The organism is Streptomyces sp. PTY087I2, assembly GCF_001687325.1.
Lineage (GTDB): Bacteria > Actinomycetota > Actinomycetes > Streptomycetales > Streptomycetaceae > Streptomyces.
The window spans coordinates 137,688-159,402 of record NZ_LZRD01000023.1; the positions used below are offsets into that span (position 1 = coordinate 137,688).

Below are 21,715 nucleotides of genomic sequence, written 5' to 3' on the forward strand. Positions count from 1 at the left end.
GCCTGGACCTTGAGCCCGGAATCCTGCGGCCCCGCGGCCGAAGACTCCAGGAGCCTCAGCCCGCCCGCAGCGCCATCGTCATCGCCTCCACCGCGAGCAGCGGCGCCACATTCCGGTCCATCGCCTCCCGGCAGGCGATCACCGACTCGATCCTGCGCAGGGTCTGCGCGGGCGTCGAGGACTCCGCGATCCGGTCGAGGGAGTCCCGCACATCGACATTGGCGATGGCCAGCCTCGAACCCAGCTGGAGCGCCAGCACATCCCGGTAGAACCCGGTCAGCTCGGTCAGCGCCAGGTCCAGGCTGTCGCGCTGCGTACGCGTCTTGCGGCGCTTCTGCTTGTCCTCCAGCTCCTTCATCGCCCCCGCCGTACCCCGCGGCATCCGGCCACCGGCCACCCCGCCGAGCGCCGCCTTGAGGTCCTCGGTCTCCTTCGCGTCGACCTCCTCCGCCAGCTGCTTGGCGTCGTCGGTCGCCGTGTCGATCAGCTCCTGGGCCGCCTTGAGGCAGCCGCCCACATCGGCGACCCGCAGCGGAACCTTCAGCACCGCCGCCCGCCGCGCCCGCGCCCGCTCGTCCGTGGCGAGACGGCGGGCCCGCCCGATGTGCCCCTGGGTGGCGCGCGCCGCGTTGTGCGCCCGCTCGGGGTCGACGCCGTCGCGGCGGATCAGGACATCGGCCACGGCCTCCACCGGCGGGGTGCTCAGGGTGAGGTGCCGGCAGCGGGAACGGATCGTGGGCAGGACGTCTTCGAGCGAGGGGGCGCACAGCATCCAGACCGTGCGCGGCGCGGGCTCCTCGACGGCCTTCAGCAGGACGTTGCCCGCGCCCTCGGTGAGGCGGTCGGCGTCCTCCATGACGATGACCTGCCAGCGCCCGACCGCCGGGGAGAGCTGGGCGCGCCTGACCAGGTCCCGGGTCTCCTTCACACCGATGGAGAGCAGGTCCGTGCGGATGACCTCGACGTCGGCGTGCGTACCGACCAGGCTCGTGTGGCAGCCGTCGCAGAAGCCGCAGCCGGGGGCCCCGCCCAGCGCCCGGTCCGGGCTCGTGCACTGGAGCGCGGCGGCGAACGCCCGGGCCGCCGTGGACCGGCCGGAACCGGGCGGTCCGGTGAACAGCCAGGCGTGCGTCATCTTCGAGCCCTGGTCCAGCGGCTTGCCGTCGGACACAGCGGTGACCAGCGCATCGGCGTCCCGGGCGGCAGCGGCGAGCTGTTCCCGCACCCGGTCCTGTCCGACCAGGTCGTCCCATACGGTCATGGGTCACCGCCCTTCCGGTGGTGTCGTGCACTGCCCGCGAACCGCGGTGCGGCGTCGCTCTCCATTGGTCGCTCTCCATTGTGGAGGACGCCACTGACAGTCCGGCCCGCCCGCCCCCGGAGGGACGGACGGGCCGGGACTTCACCGTCAGCGGTGGGGCGGGTACGTCAGCCGCGCGGGCGGCGTCCCCGGCCCCCGCGGCCGTCGTCGTCCTGGCCGCCGAGCAGCTCGTCCGCCAGCGTCGGCAGATCATCGAGCGGGGTCTCCTCCGCCCAGTCCGGTCGGGGGCGCTTGCGGGCCCGCTTCTGCCGGTCCGGGGCCGGAGCGTTCGGGTCCTCGACCTGCGGCAGTTCCCGGGTGCGCTCGTTCTCGCTCTCGGCGGGCGAGGGCGCCGGGCTCTCGTCCCGGAAGAAGCCCCGGGGCACCCGGTCGGAGGGCCGGTCGTCCCGCACCGGCGGCAGCACGGCGGTCTCGTCGGCGTCCCGGTCCTGCCGAGACCCAGCCGATCCCGCCGATCCCACAGATCCCGCCGCTCCCGCAGACCCCGCCGATCCCGTCGGCCGCTGGTCCGTGTAGCGCGGCAGCATCGCCGTCTCGTCGTCCCCGGAACCCGAACCAGAGCCGGAACCGGAACCGGAACCGGAGCGACCGGAACCCGAGGATTCGGAACCGGAAGGCCCGTCATCCTCCGGTCGCGCCGCCGGCACCGGCTGCGTGATCTCGTTCGGGTTCACGATCGGCGTGGGGACCGTGATCTCGTTCTCCGGCACCGTCGGCCCCGACACGCCCTCGGAGCGCGAGGACGTCTCCGTACCGGACGTACGCGACAGCCGCTCGGCCTCGGCCCGTGCCGCCTCCGTACGCGCGGCCGCCTCGGCCTCCGCCCGGCGGCGGGCCTCCTCGGCGCGCAGCAGGGCCTCTTCGGCCTTGCGCTGCTTCTCCAGCCGCAGCGCCTCGGCCTCCTGGCGCTGCCGGGCCTCCTCCTCGGCCTTCAGACGCAGCCGCTCCTGCTCGGCGGCGCGGACCCGCTCCTCGGCCTCCAGCCGGAGCCGGTCCTCCTCGGCGCGGCGGCGGGCCTCCTCGGCGCGCTGCCGGGCCTCCTCCGCCTGGCGTTCGGCCTCGCGGCGGCGGGCCTCCTCCAGCTCGCGCTGCTTGCGCTCCTCCTCCTCGGCGCGCAGCCGGGCGAGCTGCTCCTGGCGCTCCTTCTCCAGGCGCTCCTCCTCGGCCTTGCGGGCGGCCTCTTCCTCCGCCTTGCGCCGCGCCTCCTCCTCGGCCTTGCGGCGGGCCTCCTCGATGGCCTCGATCTCGGCCTCGGAGAGCGGAAGGAGCTGGTCGAGCCGGTGCCGTACGACCGTGGTGATCGACTCCGGCTCCTGGCCGGCGTCCACCACCAGATAACGCGTCGGGTCGGCCGCGGCCAGGGTCAGGAACCCGGACCGTACCCGCTCGTGGAACTCCGCCGGCTCCGACTCCAGCCGGTCCGGCGCCTCCGTGAACCGTTCCCGCGCGGTCGCCGGGTCGACGTCCAGCAGCACCGTCAGATGCGGTACGAGGCCGCTCGTCGCCCACCGCGAGATCCGGGCGATCTCGGTCGGGGCCAGGTCCCGGCCCGCGCCCTGGTAGGCCACGGACGAGTCGATGTAGCGGTCGGAGATGACGATCGCGCCGCGCTCCAGCGCCGGGCGGACGACGGAGTCGACGTGCTCGGCGCGGTCGGCGGCGTACAGCAGGGCCTCGGCGCGGTTGGAGAGACCGGCGGAGGACACGTCGAGCAGGATCGAGCGCAGCCGCTTGCCGATGGGGGTGGCCCCGGGCTCGCGGGTGACGACGACCTCGTGGCCCTTGGACCGGATCCAGTCGGCGAGCGCCTCGACCTGGGTGGACTTGCCCGCTCCGTCACCGCCCTCCAGGGCGAGGAAGAAGCCGGTGGCCGCCGGCGCGACGGCCGGTTCGTCGCCGCGCAGCGCCTCGCGCAGGTCCCGGCGCAGCGGCACGCCCGCCCGGTCGTCCGTCTTCGCGAGGACGAAGGCGGCGACGGGCAGCAGCAGCGCGCCGAGCAGCATCAGGGTGAAGGCGGCCCCGCCGTGGGCGAAGACGAAGTCACCGGCGACCAGGCGGTGCCGCCCGATCGCGGCGGCCAGCAGCGGTCCCGCGACCGCGCCGAGGGCGACGAGCACCCGGACGACGGCCTGGAGGTGCTCGGTGGTCCGGGCCTGCCGGAACGCCTCGGTCTCCTGGTCGATCAGGGTGTGCCCGGTGTTCGCGGCGACCCCGGCGGCGTAACCGGCGAGCAGGGCGATGGCGATCCCGGTCGCGGTGTCCGGCACCAGACCCAGCGCGAGGAGCGCGAGGCCGATGACCATGACGGCCAGCGCCAGCAGACGGCGGCGCGACAGGGTCGGCAGGACGTGGCGTGCGGTACGGATGCCGAGGGCGGTGCCGCCGGTCAGTCCGAGGATCAGCAGCGCGAAGGTGGCCGGCCCGCCGCCGAGGTCGTAGGCGTGCAGGACGGTGACGGCCGCCGCGGCGGCGATGGCTCCGGCGACGGAGGCGCAGACCGCGACCAGCAGCGGGACGGCGCCGGTGCGGCCCTTGTCGGGGCCGGTGCCGGTGGCGGGGCGGCGCAGGCCCTCCAGCGGGGAGCGCGGCCGGGGCGTCCGGTCGGCGGGGAACTCCAGGAAGTACAGGGTGGAGATGGAGGCGGAGAAGAGCCCCGCCGCGACGTAGGACCCCAGGGCCGCCTGGTGGAAGGAGAACCACTCCAGACCCGAGCCGAGGAGGTTGCCGACCAGCGTGGCGGCCAGCAGGACCACCGCAGCGGCCGGCACGGCGAGGAAGTTCGTCCGCAGCGACAGCCGGCGCAGTGCGTCGAGGTGGTCGGGCAGGGGGCGTACGGCCGCGCCTTCGAGGGGCGGGCCGGGCAGCAGCGCCGGGGCGGCGCCGTCCTTGGCCACGGCCCACAGGCGCTCACCGGCACCGGTCACGAAGACGGTGATGAGGATCATCATGAGCGCCTTGTCGGGCGTCCAGTCGATCCACAGCGGGGCGACGACCAGCAGCGCCAGGCGCAGCCCGTCCGCCCCGATCATCAGCCATCGCCGGTCCAGCTTTCCGCCGGGCTCCGTGAGGGACGTCAGGGGTCCCAGGAGTACGGCTCCGAAGAACAGGGTGGAAAGGATCCGGGCACCGAAGACGGCGGCGACGGCGAAGGCCGCCCCGCGGTATCCGGTGCCGAATGAGCCCTCAAGGACCGCCGCTTGCAGCGACAGCAGCACCAGCACGAGAAGGGCGAGTGCATCGCCGATACCGCCGACGAGCTGGGCGCTCCACAACCGCTTCAGCGGAGGAATGCGCAACAGGGCCCGTACGGCGCGCTCGCGTGAGTCTGCGGCAAGTGTGTCGGAGGTGGGGCTCACGACCGTTGGCTGCTCGGCTCGCGTCATCCGCCCAGCCTATCGGCAGCGGCGCCGTGACTGTCGGCCCGTCCGAACATATGGACGCGGACACTTTCCGGCCAGGTCCCTCACCGGCCGATGACACACCGCCGCCCGGCGCCGGGATCGCGGAGATCGAGGCGCCGGGCGGGGTGCTATCCGCTCGGTGCGGCTGTCAGTCGTCCGACGGGGCGGCGGACGAGGCGGTCTTCGTGGCCGTCGCCTTCTTGGCAGCGGTCTTGGTGGCCGTCGCCTTCTTGGCGGTCGTCGTCTTCTTCGCCGCGGTCTTCTTGGCGGCCGTGGTCTTGGTGGCCGTCGTCTTCTTCGCGGCCGTCTTCTTGGCCGTCGCCTTCTTCGCGGGCGCCTTCTTGGCCGTCTTCTTCTTGGCGGGCCCCTTGGCGCGCTTCTCGGCGAGCAGTTCGTAGCCGCGCTCGGGCGTGATCTCCTCGACGCTGTCACCGGTCCGCAGCGTCGCGTTGGTCTCGCCGTCGGTGACGTACGGGCCGAAGCGGCCGTCCTTGACCACCACGGGCCGCTCGCTGACCGGGTCGGTGCCCAGCTCCTTCAGCGGGGGCTTGGCGGCGGCCCGGCCGCGCTGCTTGGGCTGGGCGTAGATCGCCAGGGCCTCTTCGAGGGTGATGTCGAAGAGCTGGTCCTCTGAGGTCAGCGACCGGGAGTCGGTGCCCTTCTTCAGATACGGGCCGTACCGGCCGTTCTGCGCGGTGATCTCGACACCCTCGGCGTCCTCGCCGACGACGCGCGGCAGCGACATCAGCTTGAGGGCGTCGGCGAGGGTGACCGTGTCCAGGGACATGGTCTTGAAGAGGGAGGCGGTCCGCGGCTTCACCGCGTTCTTGCCGGTCTTCGGCGTCCCCTCGGGCAGCACCTCGGTGACGTACGGGCCGTAGCGCCCGTCCTTGGCGATGATCTGGTTGCCGGTCACCGGGTCGGCGCCCAGCTCGAAGTCGCCGCTGGGCTTGGCCAGCAGCTCCTCGGCCAGCTCGACGGTCAGCTCGTCGGGGGCCAGGTCCTCGGGCACGTCGGCGCGCTGGTGGCCCTCGGCGTCCTTCTCGCCCCGCTCGATGTACGGGCCGTAGCGGCCGACGCGGAGCTTGATGTCGTTGCCGACGGGGAAGGAGGAGATCTCCCGGGCGTCGATCGCGCCGAGGTCGGTGACCAGCTCCTTCAGACCGCCGAGGTGGTCGCCGTCGCCGTTGCCCGCGTCGGACGCGGATCCCGCACCGGCCGGGTCGTCACCGGAACCGGTCGTTCCGAAGTAGAAGCGCTTCAGCCACGGTACGGACTTGGCCTCGCCCCGCGCGATGCGGTCGAGGTCGTCCTCCATCCGGGCGGTGAAGTCGTAGTCGACGAGCCGGCCGAAGTGCTTCTCCAGCAGGTTGACCACGGCGAAGGACAGGAAGGACGGAACGAGAGCGGTGCCCTTCTTGAAGACGTAGCCGCGATCCAGGATGGTCCCGATGATCGAGGCGTACGTGGAGGGGCGGCCGATCTCGCGCTCTTCCAGCTCCTTGACCAGCGAGGCCTCGGTGTAGCGGGCCGGGGGCTTGGTGGCGTGCCCGTCGACCGTGATCTCGTCGGCGGTCAGCGCGTCGCCCTCGGCGACCTGCGGCAGCCGGCGCTCGCGGTCGTCCAGCTCGGCGTTCGGGTCGTCGGCGCCCTCGACGTACGCCTTCATGAAGCCGTGGAAGGTGATCGTCTTGCCGGACGCGGAGAACTCGGCGTCCCGGCCGTCGCTCGCCCGGCCGCCGATCTTGACGGTGACCGAGTTACCGGTCGCGTCCTTCATCTGGGAGGCGACGGTCCGCTTCCAGATCAGCTCGTACAGCCGGAACTGGTCGCCGGTGAGGCCGGTCTCAGCCGGGGTGCGGAAGCGGTCGCCGGAGGGGCGGATCGCCTCGTGCGCCTCCTGCGCGTTCTTGACCTTGCCGGCGTACGTGCGCGGCTTCTCGGGGAGGTAGTTCGCCCCGTACAACTGCGTGACCTGGGCCCGGGCCGCGACGACCGCGGTGTCCGAGAGGGTCGTGGAGTCCGTACGCATATAGGTGATGAAGCCGTTCTCGTACAGCTTCTGCGCCACCTGCATGGTCGCCTTCGCACCGAAGCCCAGCTTGCGGCTCGCCTCCTGCTGGAGGGTCGTGGTCCGGAAGGGGGCGTACGGGGAGCGGCGGTACGGCTTCGACTCGACGGACCGGACCGTGAAGGCGGAGTCGGCGAGCGCGGCGGCGAGCGCGCGGGCGTTCGCCTCGTCCAGGTGCAGGGTCTGGGCGGAGCCGGCCTTGAGCTGCCCGTCGGGGCCGAAGTCGCGGCCCTGGGCGATCCGGCGGCCGTCGACCGCGCTGAGGCGGGCGGTGAGGTTCGAGGGGTCGGAGGCGTCGCCCGTACGGCCGGTGGCGAACTTTCCGGTCAGGTCCCAGTACTCGGCGGAGCGGAAAGCGATGCGCTCGCGCTCCCGCTCGACGACGAGGCGGGTGGCGACGGACTGGACGCGGCCCGCCGAGAGCTTCGGCATGACCTTCTTCCAGAGGACCGGCGAGACCTCGTAGCCGTACAGGCGGTCGAGGATACGGCGGGTCTCCTGGGCGTCGACCATGCGCTGGTTCAGCTCGCGCGGGTTGGCGACGGCGGCCCGGATCGCGTCCTTGGTGATCTCGTGGAAGACCATCCGGTGGACCGGGACCTTGGGCCGCAGGACTTCCTGGAGGTGCCACGCGATGGCTTCGCCCTCGCGGTCCTCATCGGTGGCGAGGAAGAGTTCGTCGGACTCGGCCAGCAGCTGCTTGAGCTTCCTGACCTGGGCCTTCTTGTCCGCGTTGACGACATAGATGGGCTGGAAGTCGTGCTCGACGTCCACGCCGAGGCGGCGCACCTCACCGGTGTACTCGTCCGGGACCTCGGCCGCGCCGTTCGGGAGGTCGCGGATGTGCCCGACGCTCGCCTCGACGACGTATCCGGGGCCGAGATAGCCCTTGATCGTCTTCGCCTTGGCAGGCGACTCGACGATGACGAGTCGGCGGCCGCCCTGTGCGGTCTCGCTGGTCGGGGACAACTTCGCTCTTCTCTCCGGTCGACACTCGGTGGGCATCCGGGCGGCGTCATGACGCTGCCCGCGGTGCTGTCGCTGCGGAGTGTGACGGTACAACCCGCCCCCGTGTCAAACGGCAAAAGCCCGCAACGGCCACTCGAACGGTAACCCGACTTCCGCCATTCCTGCCGCCCGGACCGCCGGGTCCGCATCACGCGGGGCCGCGGCCTGCGGCTTTTCGGAGACGGTCGCGGTGTCCGCCGGGAGAGCTGCCGACCCGGGCACCGCCCGGCCGGAGGCGGGGATCAGACGTGCGTGAAGACCCACACACCGAGGCCGAGGAAAACTACGCCGAAGAGCGTCGTGAGTGCGGTGGAGGCGACGGGGCTCACACCGTGCGCCACCGGCGCGCGGTGCAGGGCTCGCGCCCCTGTCCAGACCAGGAGGGCGGCGCCGAACAGCGTCAGGGCCGTACCGGCGAAGACTGCGGTGACGCTCTCCATGTCGTACCCCTAGACCGTCGTATGCCCCGTCGCGCGACCCGTCGGCGGGCCCCCCGGGACGGACCGGGCCCGGCGCGCCGGAGCCGGACCTCGGCGGCCCGGCACGGGGAGGCTGTCACCCCGGGGCATCGCCCACGCGAACCCCGGGTGAACAGCACTCCCCCGCCGAGGGACGGAACTCCATCGGCGGTACGCGGGGGGGTGCCCCCTGTCCCGGGGCCGGGGCCGGGGGGGTGCCCCTGCCCCCGGGACAGGGGCCCGGGGGCAGGACTCGGGCCGGGGCCGGCGCGCCCGTGACCGGAATGTGCGGGCCGGGCGCGTCACGGGAGGGCGCGGACACGAACGCGCTGGTTAATAAGGACAGCGCGTCTCGAACGACGGTCACGAACGGCGGGTACCGGAAGGTGAGCGGGGCGGGAGGCCCGGCGGCGGACGGCGACCGGGGCGAGAGACCCCGGGGGGGGCGGACGGCGACCGGGGGCGGGCAAGCGGGCGGCCAGGGCGACAGGGGCGCGGGCACCCGGGGCGGGACGGGCGCGCGGGCGGCCAGGGTGACGGGTGCGGGCGACGGGCTCGCGAGCGGCCAGGGCGACAGGCACGCGGGCAGCCAGGGCGACAGGCAGACGGACACCCGGAGCAACAGGCACGCGGGCGGTCAGGACGACGGGCTCGCGAGCGGCCGGGGCGACGGGCCCTGGGCATCCGGGGCAGCGAACGCCTGGGGCCGCAGCCGTCCGGACAGCCGAACACACCCGGCGCACAGGCATCCGGGGCGAAGGGCACCCGGACGGCCCGGACATCCGGCACCCGGGTGTCCAGGGCAGAGAGCACGTGGGTGTCCGGTCCGGCCGACCGGCACCCCGAGCCCCGCGCGGCCGGCCTACTCCCCCCGCGCCGCGACGCCGGGCACCGGCTCCAGGAAGCCCTCCTCCACCAGCAGCCGGATCGCCTGCGGTGTCCGGTCGCGCAGCAGCACCGGGTCCTCCGCCATCAACTGCGCGATCGCGTCCAGGATCCGCCCGGCGGGCAACGACCCGTCACACACGCCCGCGAACCCGGCGGCCACCGCATCGACCTTCGTCGCCCGCATCATGCCCCGGTGCTGACGCAGCACCACATGCTCGGGGTCCTCCGCCCCCGGCAGGCCGACCTGCTCCTGCACGACCTCGGCGGCGAGGGAGAAGTGCCCGGCGAGCAGCGCCGCGTCGTCCTGGTCGCGGAGGTAGTCCTGGCGGGCGAAGTGCTCCTCCACCGCCCGGCCCAGCGGCTGCTGCACCGCGTGCGGCCACTCCTCGACGACGATCGAGGGGTTCCCGTCCGCCGCGGCGGGGGACTTGCGCAGGGTGATCCAGCCGAACCCGACCGCCGTGGTGCCCCGGGCCTCGAACTCGTCGAGCCACGCCTCGTACCGCTCGTCGTACTCGGCGGGGTCGCTGCGGTGATCGCCGCTGTCCCGCAGCCACAGCTCGGCGTACTGCGTGACGTCCTGGACCTCGCGCTGGACGATCCAGGCGTCGCAGCCGTACGGCACCCAGGAGCGCAGCCGGTCCTGCCACTCCTCGCCCTCCACGTGCTGCCAGTTGGCGAGGAACTGGGCGTAACCCCCTTCGTTCAGATGGTCGCCCGCCTGCTGCACCAGCGTGCGGCACAGGTCGTCGCCGCCCATGCCGCCGTCCCGGTAGGTGAGGCGGGCGCCGGGCGAGATGACGAACGGCGGATTGGAGACGATCAGGTCGAACGTGTCCGAGCCCACCGGCTCGAAGAGGGACCCCTCGCGCAGGTCGGCGGGGGCGGCGCCGGACAGGGCGAGGGTGAGCCGGGTGAACTCCAGGGCACGGGGGTTGAGGTCGGTGGCGGTGACCCGGGTCGCGTGCTGGGCGGCGTGCAGCGCCTGGATGCCGGAGCCCGTACCGAGGTCGAGCGCCGAGGCCACCGGCGTACGCACGGTGATCCCGGCGAGAGTGGTGGAGGCGCCGCCGACACCGAGGACGACGCCCTCCTCGCGCGAGCCGATCCCGCCCGCGCCGCCGACCGCGCATCCGAGGTCGGACACGATGAACCAGTCCTCGCCGTCCGGCCCCCCGTACGGCCGTACGTCGACACACGCGCGGACCTCCCCGTCCGCACCGCCGTCGCGGGTCACCCAGCCGTCCGCGACGCACTCGTCCAGCGGCAGGGCCGCACGGGCCCGCTCCTCGGCGACGGGACGCTGGAGAAGGAACAGCCGCACCAGCGTGTCGAGCGGAGTGTCGCCCCGGGTGGCCCGCAGGGCGGGGACGGTCTCGCTGCGCGCGAGGGCTGCGTAGGCGGGCGCGCCGAGGCGGTCGAGGAGCCCGTCCGCGGTGAAGTCCGCGGCGAGCAGGGACTCACGGAGGGCGGCGGCGTGGTCGGGTGCGGGAAGGCTGCTCTTACTCACCCTCCCATTGTGTCCGCTCGCACCGACAACGGCAGCGGCCCGGACGCCCACCGGGTGTCCGGGCCGCTGCCGGAAGAGACAGAGCCACTGCCGGGAGAGACAGGGCTGCTGCCGGGAGAGACGAGGCTCAGGACTTCTTCTCCGAGGATTCCTTCTCCTCCGACTCCTTGTCCTCCGACTTCTTGTCCGCGGAGCCCTTGTCCGCGGACTCGGACTCCTTGTCCGCGGACTCCTTCTTGTCGGAGGCCGAGCCCTCCGAGGACCCGTCGGCGTCGGCCGCCCCGGAACCGGAGGGACCGGTCGAAGCGGTCTGCTTCTGGCAGCCCTCCTGCTTCGACATCGCGACCCCGACCTCGCCGGACTGGAGCTTCTTCAGCGCCTGGTCACCACCGGTACTGATCTTGTTCAGCTCGTCGGCGATGGTCTTCAGCCCGTCGGCGAACTTGCTCTGCGACTTGGTGTCGAGTGCGTCGACCTGGGTCTTGAGGTCGGCGTATGCCTTGGAGGAGGCGTTGAGCTCCTTCACCGCTGCCTTCTGCGTGGCCTCGCCGCCGTCGACGGGCGGCGGTCCGGCCGAGTCCACAGCCGTGCCCAACGCCTTGTACGCCTCGGACATCTCCTGGAAGGCGACCGAGTCGGCCTTCTGGACGTCGGCGGGCTTGTTGTTGTCCCCGGTCTTCTCGAGGATCGAGGCGTTGGCGTTGTTGATCTTCTGGAGTTGCGGCTGAACCTGGTCGCAGACCTTCTTGGCCCAGTCGTTGACCTTGCTGTCGCTGTCGTCGCTGCAACCCGACAGCGTCAGCACGAGTACCGCACCGCCGGACAGTGCGGCTGCAAGCTTCTTGTTCACCGGATCGGTCCCTTCCAAGGCTCTCGGCCCGGAACTTACACGCCGAGGGGACGACAGCCGGGTGCCGGTCATCCGGTATGCACGCTTTTGAAGCCATTTGCACCAAGGCGAATGAGGGAGATGCCACTCATGAACAGAACCGCACGCACGAGCGGTCACTCATCCGAATGACGGATTCCGCGTTGGCCGTGTCCGGGCAGGGGAATCCGCGATCCGCCCACCGAAAGACGAGGTGGGCGGACGCCCCGTCAGTACGGGCCATCCACCCACCTCTTGATCACACATCACCTCAGCCCCACAACGAGGCCGACGCCGAAGCCGCCCCTTACGTACGGGTCACGGCGCCGCCGCCGGATCCGGCGCGGGAACCGCGGGACCGCCGTCCCCCGAAGCGTCGTCGTCGCCCACGGCGATGCCCCGCCGCTTGGAGACGTACACCGCGGCGACGATGATCCCGATGGCAATGACGGCCACCAGCGCCCGCACCCAGGGGTTCGCGTCCGCGCCGTAACTGAACTGCACGATCGCCGGGGCGATGAGCAGGGCGACCAGGTTCATCACCTTGAGGAGCGGGTTGATCGCCGGGCCCGCCGTGTCCTTGAACGGGTCGCCGACCGTGTCGCCGATGACGGTCGCGGCATGGGCCTCGCTGCCCTTGCCGCCGTGGTGGCCGTCCTCGACGAGCTTCTTGGCGTTGTCCCAGGCGCCGCCGGAGTTGGCGAGGAACACCGCCATCAGCGTTCCGGTGCCGATCGCGCCGGCGAGGTACGAGCCGAGCGCGCCGACGCCGAGGGTGAAGCCGACCGCGATCGGCGCCAGCACCGCGAGGAGCCCGGGCGTGGCCAGTTCCCGCAGGGCGTCGCGGGTGCAGATGTCGACGACGCGCCCGTACTGCGGCTTCTCCGAGTAGTCCATGATCCCGGGGCGCTCGCGGAACTGCCGCCTGACCTCGTAGACCACGGATCCGGCGGACCGGGACACCGCGTTGATGGCGAGCCCGGAGAACAGGAACACGACCGCCGCGCCCAGGATCAGGCCGACGAGGTTGTTGGGCTGCGAGATGTCCAGGCTCAGCCCGAGCTCGCCCACCCCGGCCCCGACGTCGTCGACCGCCGTGGCGATGGCGTCGCGGTAGGACCCGAAGAGCGCGGCGGCCGCGAGCACGGCGGTGGCGATGGCGATGCCCTTGGTGATGGCCTTGGTCGTGTTGCCGACCGCGTCCAGGTCGGTGAGCACCTGGGCGCCGGCCCCCGTGACGTCGCCGGACATCTCGGCGATGCCCTGGGCGTTGTCGGAGACCGGACCGAAGGTGTCCATGGCGACGATGACGCCCACCGTGGTGAGGAGCCCCGTCCCGGCGAGCGCGACCGCGAAGAGCGCCAGCATGATCGACGTACCGCCCAGCAGGAACGCCCCGTAGACGCCGAGGCCGATCAGCAGCGCGGTGTAGACGGCCGACTCCAGGCCGATGGAGATGCCTGCGAGCACCACGGTGGCCGGACCGGTGAGCGAGGACTTCCCGATGTCGCGGACGGGGCGGCGGTTGGTCTCGGTGAAGTAGCCGGTGAGCTGCTGGATGAGCGCGGCCAGGACGATCCCGATGGCTACCGCGACCAGGGCGAAGACCCGCGGATCGCCGCCGTGCCCGGTGATCGCCTCGTCGCCGACCCCGTCCAGCTCGGCGTACGAGGACGGCAGATAGGTGAAGGCGGCGACGGCCACGAGGCCGAGCGAGATCACCGCGGAGATGAAGAAGCCGCGGTTGATCGCGGTCATCCCGCTGCGGTCGGCGCGGCGCGGGGCGACCGCGAAGATCCCGATCATCGCGGTGACGACACCGATCGCCGGGACCATCAGCGGGAAGGCGAGACCGGAGTCCCCGAACGCGGCCGTACCGAGGATGAGCGCGGCGACGAGCGTCACGGCGTACGACTCGAAGAGGTCGGCGGCCATGCCCGCGCAGTCACCGACGTTGTCGCCCACGTTGTCGGCGATGGTGGCGGCGTTACGCGGATCGTCCTCCGGGATGCCTTGCTCCACCTTGCCCACCAGGTCGGCGCCCACATCCGCGGCCTTGGTGAAGATCCCGCCACCGACCCTCATGAACATGGCGATGAGCGCCGCACCGAGGCCGAATCCCTCCAGCACCTTGGGCGCGTCGGCGGCATAGACGAGCACCACGCAGGAGGCCCCGAGCAGACCGAGTCCCACCGTGATCATTCCGACCACACCACCGGTACGGAAAGCGATCTTCATCGCTTTGTGCGAGACGGAGGTGAGATCCTTTTCCGGTTCGCCTTCCGCCGGAGTCGCCTCCCGCGCGGCCGCGGCGACCCGCACATTGCTCCGTACGGCGAGCCGCATGCCGATGTATCCGGTCGCCGCCGAGAAAAGCGCACCCACCAGGAAGAAGAGGGAACGCCCCGCGCGCTGCGACCAGTTGTCGGCCGGCAACAGGAACAGCAGGAAGAACACGACGACGGAGAAGACACCGACCGTACGCAGTTGCCGGGCCAGATAGGCGTTCGCACCCTCCTGGACCGCCGCGGCGATCTCCTTCATCCGTTCGGTACCCTCGCCGGCCGCCAGGACCTGGCGTACGAGCAGCTGCGCGACGATCAGCGCGGCGACGGCGACGACCGCCACGACGATGACGATCAGCCGGTTGCCGTCGGTGAGTGCCGCCGCCGCGAGGGAAGCGGGTCGGTCGGAAAGTGCGGATTCTTGCGTCAGTACTGCCATTGGGGTGGTGAAGAACTCCGCCATACGTCCTCCTTGACGCTCAGCGCTCAAGTCGTGGACGGATTGTAGGGAGCGGAACCTGATCAAAACAGTGGGCGGGAAGATAATTGATCACTCTCCCCCCAACGCCGAAAGATCAGCGGCGCGATTCTGCTCGAATGCAGTAATGAGGCAGAAGCATTACCCGCAAACCCCCAACGAGCCCTCAACGAGCCCTCAACGAAAAAGACCCTGCTCAACAGGGCCTACAAAATCGAAACCTGTGTGCGCGAGCGCAGGGGGTACGGGCACGGGCACGGCCACGGATGCGGGCACGACCACGGCACAGGACCAGATACTGCCAAGGGCACAGCGATGCGCACAGGCACGAGCGCGGTCCTCAGGGCGGGACCGCCGCCTCGGGGTCGCACCGCAGGCCAAGGGCCGGACTACGGCACCAAGCCCGACCGCGGGCCACGGGGTCGCACCACGGCTCCAGGCCCGACCGCGAGCTCCAGGGCCGGACCGCAGCTCCAGGCCCAAACCGCGGCCTCAAGGACGCACCGCGGCTTCAAGCTCGACCACCGGAAGCCAGAGCTCTACCGGGGGCTCAGGGCCGTACCGCGGGCCTCAGGACCGCACCGTGGCGTCGGCCGTCGGCCAGCTCATGCGGATCACTCCGCCACCCGCACCGGAACGGACCTCCACGTCATCGACGAGACCACTGATGACGGCGAGGCCCATCTCGTCCTCGCCCTCACCGTCGGCCTCGGAATCGGGCCGCGCCGAGCCCGCTCCGGACCCACCGGAGGCATCACGCGCCCCGGGCTCGGCCGGATCGGCGCCGGGGCCGGGAACGCTGTCCCCGACCTCGATGGAGAACGCCTTCTCCTCCTCGGTCAGCGCGACACTGACCGGCGCGGTGATGCCGTGACTGCGGTGCAGCCCGACCGCGCGGCTGCACGCCTCGCCGACGGCGAGCCTGACCTCGTCGAGTACCGCCTCGTCCACGCCGGCCCGGCGCGCCACGGCGGCCGCCACCAGGCGGGCCGTCCTGACATGTTCAGGCTGGGCGCTGAAGCGGAGTTCAACGGTGGCCATGCCATCCCCCTCGAACGTTCGGGCGTACGCCTCAGGGGCCCCGGGCGTATCGCCCGGCACCCCTGCTCTCCTCCTCCGGAAGCCGACAAAGCCGACAGCCGACCCGAGGGGTCGACCGCCTGCCCGTCGCGGCCCATGCACTGCCGCTGCCGGCCTGTTCACTGCCTGCCGACCGGCCCGGAGGCCGGTCCGCTCCGACCTCAGTCGGTGGCGGCGACAGCCTCGTCGACCGTGGTGTGAATCGGGAACACCTTGGTCAGACCCGTGATCCGGAAGATCTTGAGAATGCGCTCCTGGTTGCAGACCAGGCGCAGCGAGCCCTCATGGGCCCGGACACGCTTCAAGCCGCCCACGAGCACGCCGAGGCCGGTGGAGTCGAGGAAGTCGACGCCTTCCATGTCGACAACCAGGTGGTAGCTGCCGTCATTCACCAACTCGACCAACTGCTCGCGCAGCTTGGGCGCGGTATACACATCAATCTCGCCACCGACCTCGACGACCGTACGGTCGCCACCAGGGCCGGACACATTGCGAGTCGACAGGGACAGGTCCACGGATCCTCCAGCACCTTGCTATCGAGCGGTCGCCCCTCGGTCTCCCCGACGGAGGCCAGGGGACGGATCGCCAGCCGCGATGGCATTCAATCACTTACCAGCAGCCATGCACGACGCCTTGGGACCATTGTCCGTCACGCCAGTGACACACTCGGTGCCGATGGCCAAGAATCACCGTCCCGGACGACCAGCCGAGAGCAGGGGCTCGCGCCCCTCTCCCGCCATGATCCTCGACCGGCTCGCCACAGGGGCGGGCCGGGCCGCGCGCATCACTCATACGGAGCACTTGCCCCCGAGATCGGGAACCCATGCCATCTGGCCGGATCGCGTGCGGCCAGAAGTGATCTCGGCGATCGAGAAAGCCGGGATCGAGCATCCGTGGGCGCATCAGGCGGCCGCGGCCGAGCACGCTCTGGACGGCGAATCGGTCGTGATCGCCACCGGCACGGCCTCCGGGAAGTCCCTGGCGTACCTGGCGCCGGTCCTCAGCACCCTCCTGGACGGCTCCGAGGCCCCCAACGGCCGTGGGGCCACCGCCCTGTACCTCGCCCCCACCAAGGCGCTCGCCGCCGACCAGCGCCGCTCCGTGAAGGCCCTGGCGGCCCCCCTCGGCAACGCCGTCCGGCCCGCGGTCTACGACGGCGACACCCCGGTCGAGGAACGCGAATGGGTACGGCAGTACGCCAACTACGTCCTGACCAACCCCGACATGCTGCACCGCGGAATCCTCCCCTCCCATCCCCGCTGGTCCTCGTTCCTGCGCGCCCTGCGGTTCGTCGTGATCGACGAGTGCCACACCTACCGGGGCGTCTTCGGCTCCCACGTCGCCCAGGTCCTGCGCCGTCTGCGCCGCCTGTGTGCCCGTTACGGGGCCGATCCGGTCTTCCTGCTCGCCTCGGCCACTGCGGCGGACCCTGCGGTCGCAGCCGGGCGTCTGACGGGCCTGCCGGTCGTCGAGGTGTCCGACGACGCCTCCCCGCGCGGCGAGCTGGTCTTCGCCCTGTGGGAGCCCCCGCTGACCGACCTGCACGGCGAGAAGGGCGCCCCCGTACGCCGTACCGCGACGGCCGAGACCGCCGACCTGCTCACCGACCTGACCCTCCAGGACGTCCGCTCGGTCGCCTTCGTACGCTCCCGGCGCGGCGCGGAACTGATCTCGGTGATCGCCAAGGAGCGCCTCGCGGAGGTCGACCGCTCGCTGCCGAAGCGGGTCGCCGCCTATCGCGGGGGTTACCTTCCCGAGGAGCGCCGGGCCCTGGAGCGGGCGTTGCACTCCGGCGAGCTGCTCGGCCTGGCGGCCACCACCGCCCTGGAGCTCGGCATCGACGTCTCCGGACTCGACTCGGTGGTCATCTGCGGCTACCCGGGCACGCGGGCCTCCCTCTGGCAGCAGGCGGGGCGGGCCGGCCGCTCGGGGCAGGGCGCCCTGGCCGTCCTCGTGGCCCGGGACGACCCGCTGGACACCTATCTGGTGCACCACCCGGAGGCGCTGTTCCGGCAGCCCGTCGAGTCGACGGTGCTGGACCCCGACAACCCCTATGTCCTGGCCCCCCACCTCTGCGCCGCGGCCGCCGAGCTCCCCCTCACCGAAGCCGACATCGCCCTCTTCGGCCCCGCCGTGCCCGAACTTCTGCCGCAACTGGAGGCAGCGAAACTGCTGCGCCGACGGGCGTCGGGCTGGCACTGGACCCGCCGCGAACGGGCCGCCGACCTCGCCGACATCCGAGGCGGGGGCGGCCGCCCCGTCCAGATCGTCGAGGAGGGCACCGGCCGGCTGCTGGGCACCGTCGACGCGGCCGCCGCCCACATGGCCGTCCACGAGGGATCCGTCCACCTACACCAGGGCCGCACCCACCTGGTCCGCAAACTGGACCTGGAGGACTCCGTGGCCCTCGTCGAACAGGCCGAACCCCCGTATTCGACGGTCGCCCGCGACACGACGGCCATCACCGTCCTGGAGACCGACACCGAGATCCCCTGGGGCCAGGGGCGGCTCTGCTACGGCTCCGTCGAGGTCACCAACCAGGTCGTCTCCTTCCTCCGCCGCAAACTCATCACCGGGGAGGTCCTGGGCGAGACCAAGCTCGACCTGCCGCCCCGCACTCTGCGCACCCGCGCCGTCTGGTGGACGGTCACCGAGGACCAACTCGACGCCGCCCGCGTCAACCCGGAGATCCTCGGCGGCGCCCTGCACGCCGCCGAACACGCCTCGATCGGGCTCCTCCCCCTCTTCGCCACCTGCGACCGCTGGGACATCGGCGGCGTCTCCGTACCGCTGCACCCGGACACCCTCCTGCCGACGGTCTTCGTCTACGATGGCCACCCCGGCGGAGCCGGATTCGCCGAGCGGGCCTTCCACACCGCCCGCGCCTGGCTGACGGCGACCCGGGAAGCCATCGCGTCCTGCGAGTGCGAGGCGGGCTGCCCCTCCTGCATCCAGTCCCCCAAGTGCGGCAACGGCAACGAGCCCCTGCACAAACGCGGAGCCGTACGCCTCCTCACCGAGCTCCTCAGAGCCGCCCCCGTGCCCCCGGACGAACCAGCCACCGCAGAGGACTGACCCAACGAGGCGGAACCCAACGGCCAACCCACCCGCCACACCGCCAGAACCTCAGGGCCCGACACTCGGCTCACCCAGACCCTCGGCCAAGGGATCAGCCGAAAGCCCAACACGCGGCTCGGCCGGAGGGCCCGCGCGGGACCTGACCGTGGGTAGGTAGGGCCCGAATCCCGAGCGGGCGGTCACATCGGCGACCTCCCCCTCCACCGCGCAGCGAACGACCACGGCGTCCTGCGCCAAGGCCACCCTCCGCGCCGCCTCACACGCAACCTCCGCCCCCTCCAGCGCCCGGTCCGCAGCCGCGAGAGCCGCCAGATCCGCGGCCCCGCCCGCCCGGTGACGGGCCGCCACCGCCTGCCCCAACGCGAGCACCGCGGCGAAGACGGTGCACAGACCGGCCGCGGTGACAGCCACCCACACGGTCGCCACGCCCCGGTCCGCACCGCCGCCCGCGCCCCGGCCCCCACGGCAGCCCCACCGCCGGAACACACCCCGACTCAGTCCCCGCCCAAGGCCACCCAGCCGCCAACCCCCAACTCTTCTCGCTCTCATGGCCCGGCACCCCCCACCGTGTCCTCCGCCAGGGCAGCCGCCTCGGCGCTCAACGTCAGGGCCAGCACACCCGGCCCCCGGGTCGGCGCCTCCACCCGGACGCGCCACAGGTCCCCCGCCCGCCCCAACGCGACCCGAGCGCCCTGGGGCGCCGCGCCACGCGCGGCGTCCAGCACCGCCGCCTCCGGTTCCGAACGGGCCGCGGCCCGGGCCCCCGCCCGCGCCGCATCCACGCACCGGATCTGGTCCGCGGCGGCCGTCAACACCCAGAGCAGAGCCAAGGCGAACGCCACCAGCACCGGAATCACCACAGCCGCCTCAGCGGTCACCGCGCCCCGATCGCCGGCCCGATCACCGAGCCGATCACCGAGCCGATGGTCGCCTCGGCCGTCACCCCGGCCGTCACCCCGGCGGCCGCCCCCGTCCCCGCTCGGGGCCCGGCCCCGGTGCCGCCCGTGCGCGGGGCCCCGGCTGAAACACCGGGAGAGGCACCGGGGAAGGCACCGGCACGACGCCCCGAACCGAGCCCCCGGGCTGGCCCCCAACCCCACCTCAGAACTTCGCATCGAGTGCGCCCTCGACCAGTGACTGCAACGCCGACAGCACCGGCCCGCTGTTCACCACCTTGTAGAGCACCGCCGCGAAGGCGCACGCCGCGATCGTTCCCACCGCGTACTCGGAGGTGGTCATCCCCCGATCGGACCGGCCGAGCCGCCCCGCCCACCGCGCGGACCACTTCGCCCGCCGGTCCAGAGACTCCGTGAACAGCCGTCCCCCGCGCAGAGCGCCGACGGCCCGGTCCCAGAACTTCGTTTCCATTTCATCCCCCGATGAGCATCGATGACGATCGGGCGTCCGAATGGAACACCCGTGAGTGACAGCGAAAATGAATGACCGACAGAACGACCGACCCGATAGCCGCAGCAGCGATCGCGAACCGTGCGCGGCCTCACCGGCCAGGACCGCCGGTCGCGAGCAGGTCGCCGGCCAGGCCGATGATCACCGGCGCCACCCCGACCGCCAGGAAGGCGGGGAGGAAGCAGAGGCCGACCGGCGCGGTGATCAGCACCCCGGCCCGTTGCGCCCGCGCCACTGCCGTGGCGGCTCGCTCGGCGCGTATCGACGCGGCCAGCCTGGCGATGGGCTCCGCCGCCGGGGCCCCTGTCGCACCTGCCCGGTGCAGACAGCGGGCCAGCGGGCCTGCGCCCGGTATCTCCCCGAACCGGCCCCACGCCTCGGCAGGTTCGCCGCCGAGCCGGATCTCCACGGCGGTTCGGGCGAGCCGGTCTCCGACCGGGCCGCCGATGGAACGGCCCACCTCCTCGGCCGCCTCCCGGGGACCGGCCCCGACCGCGACACAGGCGGCCAGCAGATCCGCGGCCAGGGGAAGCTGCCCGGCGATCACGGCGCGCTCCGGAGGGCTCTGGCCGGGACGATCGCGGGGCCGGGTCCGCTGCCACCGCCACATCCCGTACGCCGCGGCCGCCCCGACCGCGCAGCCGAGCACATCGCCGACCAGAATCCATCCGGTCAGCCAGGCCCCTCCCGGAGCCGCCCATCGCCGCGCGGCCTCGGAAAGGCTCGGACCGCCGCTCGACCGAAGCCGCGCAACCAGCCGGCCCAGCCTGCCGGGCCGTGGGGCCGCATCCGTCCCCAACAACTGCGCGCCCCGCCCACGAACCGCTCGTTTCCGGTATCTGGCAACGATCACGGCTGCCACCTGCACCGCCGTCCCCAGCACCGCCGCCGACATCCCCAGGCTGTGGAGAACTTCTCCGCCCACCACGTTCACGCCGCCTCACCTCCCCGCACAATCCGGCCGGCCCAGTACAGCCCGGCCGCCTCCAGGAACGAGCCCACCGCCAGACAGGCCAGGCCGCCCGGGGTGTGCAGCAGTACGCGCAGGGGCTCGGCGCCGAGAGCCGCGCCCAGCCCCAGACCCGCGACGGGGAGCAGCGCCAGGACCACGACCGTCGACCACGCCCCCGCCAGCTGGGCGCGCAACTCCTCCCGTCTGCGCCGGTCCTCCCGTAGCGCGGCCTCCAGGCGCTCCAGCCCGGCCGCCAGGCCCGCCCCGCCGTCCACGGCGACTCGCCAGCACGCGGCCATCCCGGCCAGACCGCCCATCCCCGGGCCCTCCGCCGCCTGCCGCAGCGCGGCCGACACATCCCCGCCGAACCGTGCCGCCGCCAACACCGCGGCCTCCGCCTCCCCCAGCCTGCTGCCGGAAGCGGTCGTCGCCGCAGGTCCGTCCTGCGCGACGCCTTCTCGCAGCGCGACCAGCAGCGCCTGTCCCGGCTCGCGCCCGGCCCGCAACTCCCCGACCACGGCTCCGCACAACGCCGCGACCGCGACCGCTCCTCTCTCCGCCTCCCGCGCTCCGGCCCGCCTCCGCAGCCATCGGCGTACCAACGGGACCGCCACGGCTCCCGCGACCAGCGGCAGCACCGAACTCCCCAGCACCGCGAGCAGGACCGCGCCCGGAACACACCACCACTCCCGACGCCCCCGGGCCATCTCAGTCACGCGCCCCCAGGCCTTGAGCAGACGTAACCACCGGCCCCACGACCGCCGCGGCTCGGGCTGAGCGTCCACGAACAGCACCCGCGCCCGCCGCACCCCCGGCTCCCGCATCATCGCGATCCACACCGCCGAGCCCGCGCAGAGAGCCACCGCATGGGCCGCGTACGCCGATGTCACCGCCGTCGCCGCCATCACCA

Annotated in this window: 15 protein-coding genes; 1 reads left to right on the forward strand and 14 read right to left on the reverse strand. The window is 72.5% G+C overall.

The features are described 5' to 3' along the window. Positions 1-55 precede the first annotated feature (55 nt). The 9 genes from A3Q37_RS25185 to A3Q37_RS25225 form a co-directional block, all read right to left on the reverse strand. Entirely contained in the window at positions 56-1,261 is a 1,206-nt protein-coding gene (locus tag A3Q37_RS25185; RefSeq protein ID WP_065487908.1) for a DNA polymerase III subunit delta', read from the reverse strand. A 167-nt stretch (positions 1,262-1,428) separates the two neighbouring features. After that, positions 1,429-4,704, reverse strand: coding sequence for a dTMP kinase (gene tmk / locus A3Q37_RS25190; protein ID WP_065487909.1), 3,276 nt, complete (start codon positions 4,702-4,704; stop codon positions 1,429-1,431). 166 nt (positions 4,705-4,870) lie between these two features. Beyond that, complete coding sequence (topA, locus tag A3Q37_RS25195) at positions 4,871-7,762, reverse strand: type I DNA topoisomerase (RefSeq protein ID WP_065487910.1); 2,892 nt, start codon at positions 7,760-7,762, stop codon at positions 4,871-4,873. Between the two features lie 281 nt (positions 7,763-8,043). Next, the gene (locus A3Q37_RS25200; RefSeq protein WP_065487911.1) at positions 8,044-8,241 is read right to left on the reverse strand and encodes a hypothetical protein; all 198 of its coding nucleotides are present in this window, start codon (positions 8,239-8,241) and stop codon (positions 8,044-8,046) included. A gap of 880 nt (positions 8,242-9,121) precedes the next feature. Next, complete coding sequence (locus A3Q37_RS25205) at positions 9,122-10,657, reverse strand: methyltransferase (protein ID WP_065487912.1); 1,536 nt, start codon at positions 10,655-10,657, stop codon at positions 9,122-9,124. Between the two features lie 127 nt (positions 10,658-10,784). Further along, positions 10,785-11,507, reverse strand: coding sequence for a small secreted protein (locus A3Q37_RS25210; protein ID WP_065487913.1), 723 nt, complete (start codon positions 11,505-11,507; stop codon positions 10,785-10,787). A gap of 336 nt (positions 11,508-11,843) precedes the next feature. Next, positions 11,844-14,273, reverse strand: coding sequence for a sodium-translocating pyrophosphatase (locus A3Q37_RS25215; RefSeq protein ID WP_065487914.1), 2,430 nt, complete (start codon positions 14,271-14,273; stop codon positions 11,844-11,846). A gap of 585 nt (positions 14,274-14,858) precedes the next feature. Then, positions 14,859-15,329 carry an ATP-binding protein gene (locus A3Q37_RS25220; RefSeq protein WP_065487915.1) on the reverse strand — a complete coding sequence of 157 codons (471 nt, stop codon included), beginning with the start codon at positions 15,327-15,329 and terminating at the stop codon, positions 14,859-14,861. 200 nt (positions 15,330-15,529) lie between these two features. Then, entirely contained in the window at positions 15,530-15,883 is a 354-nt protein-coding gene (locus A3Q37_RS25225; RefSeq protein WP_003967428.1) for an STAS domain-containing protein, read from the reverse strand. A gap of 79 nt (positions 15,884-15,962) precedes the next feature. Here A3Q37_RS25225 and A3Q37_RS25230 point away from each other — a divergent pair, with 79 nt between their 5' ends. Further along, positions 15,963-18,443, forward strand: coding sequence for a DEAD/DEAH box helicase (locus A3Q37_RS25230; protein WP_079137982.1), 2,481 nt, complete (start codon positions 15,963-15,965; stop codon positions 18,441-18,443). 51 nt (positions 18,444-18,494) lie between these two features. Here the strand turns inward: A3Q37_RS25230 and A3Q37_RS25235 are convergent, their stop codons facing one another. From A3Q37_RS25235 to A3Q37_RS25255, 5 genes are all read right to left on the reverse strand, one after another. After that, positions 18,495-18,932: an Rv3654c family TadE-like protein gene (locus tag A3Q37_RS25235; RefSeq protein ID WP_079137983.1), complete on the reverse strand. Its 438-nt coding sequence runs from the start codon at positions 18,930-18,932 to the stop codon at positions 18,495-18,497. Between the two features lie 59 nt (positions 18,933-18,991). Next, the gene (locus A3Q37_RS37365; protein WP_065487918.1) at positions 18,992-19,324 is read right to left on the reverse strand and encodes a TadE family type IV pilus minor pilin; all 333 of its coding nucleotides are present in this window, start codon (positions 19,322-19,324) and stop codon (positions 18,992-18,994) included. Positions 19,325-19,547: 223 nt separating this feature from the next. Then, the gene (locus A3Q37_RS25245) at positions 19,548-19,814 is read right to left on the reverse strand and encodes a DUF4244 domain-containing protein (protein ID WP_065487919.1); all 267 of its coding nucleotides are present in this window, start codon (positions 19,812-19,814) and stop codon (positions 19,548-19,550) included. A 130-nt stretch (positions 19,815-19,944) separates the two neighbouring features. Beyond that, positions 19,945-20,748: a type II secretion system F family protein gene (locus A3Q37_RS25250; protein WP_065487995.1), complete on the reverse strand. Its 804-nt coding sequence runs from the start codon at positions 20,746-20,748 to the stop codon at positions 19,945-19,947. A 35-nt stretch (positions 20,749-20,783) separates the two neighbouring features. Next, a complete protein-coding gene (locus A3Q37_RS25255) occupies positions 20,784-21,710 on the reverse strand; it encodes a type II secretion system F family protein (RefSeq protein WP_176711510.1) in 927 nt (308 codons plus the stop codon). Positions 21,711-21,715 lie beyond the last annotated feature (5 nt).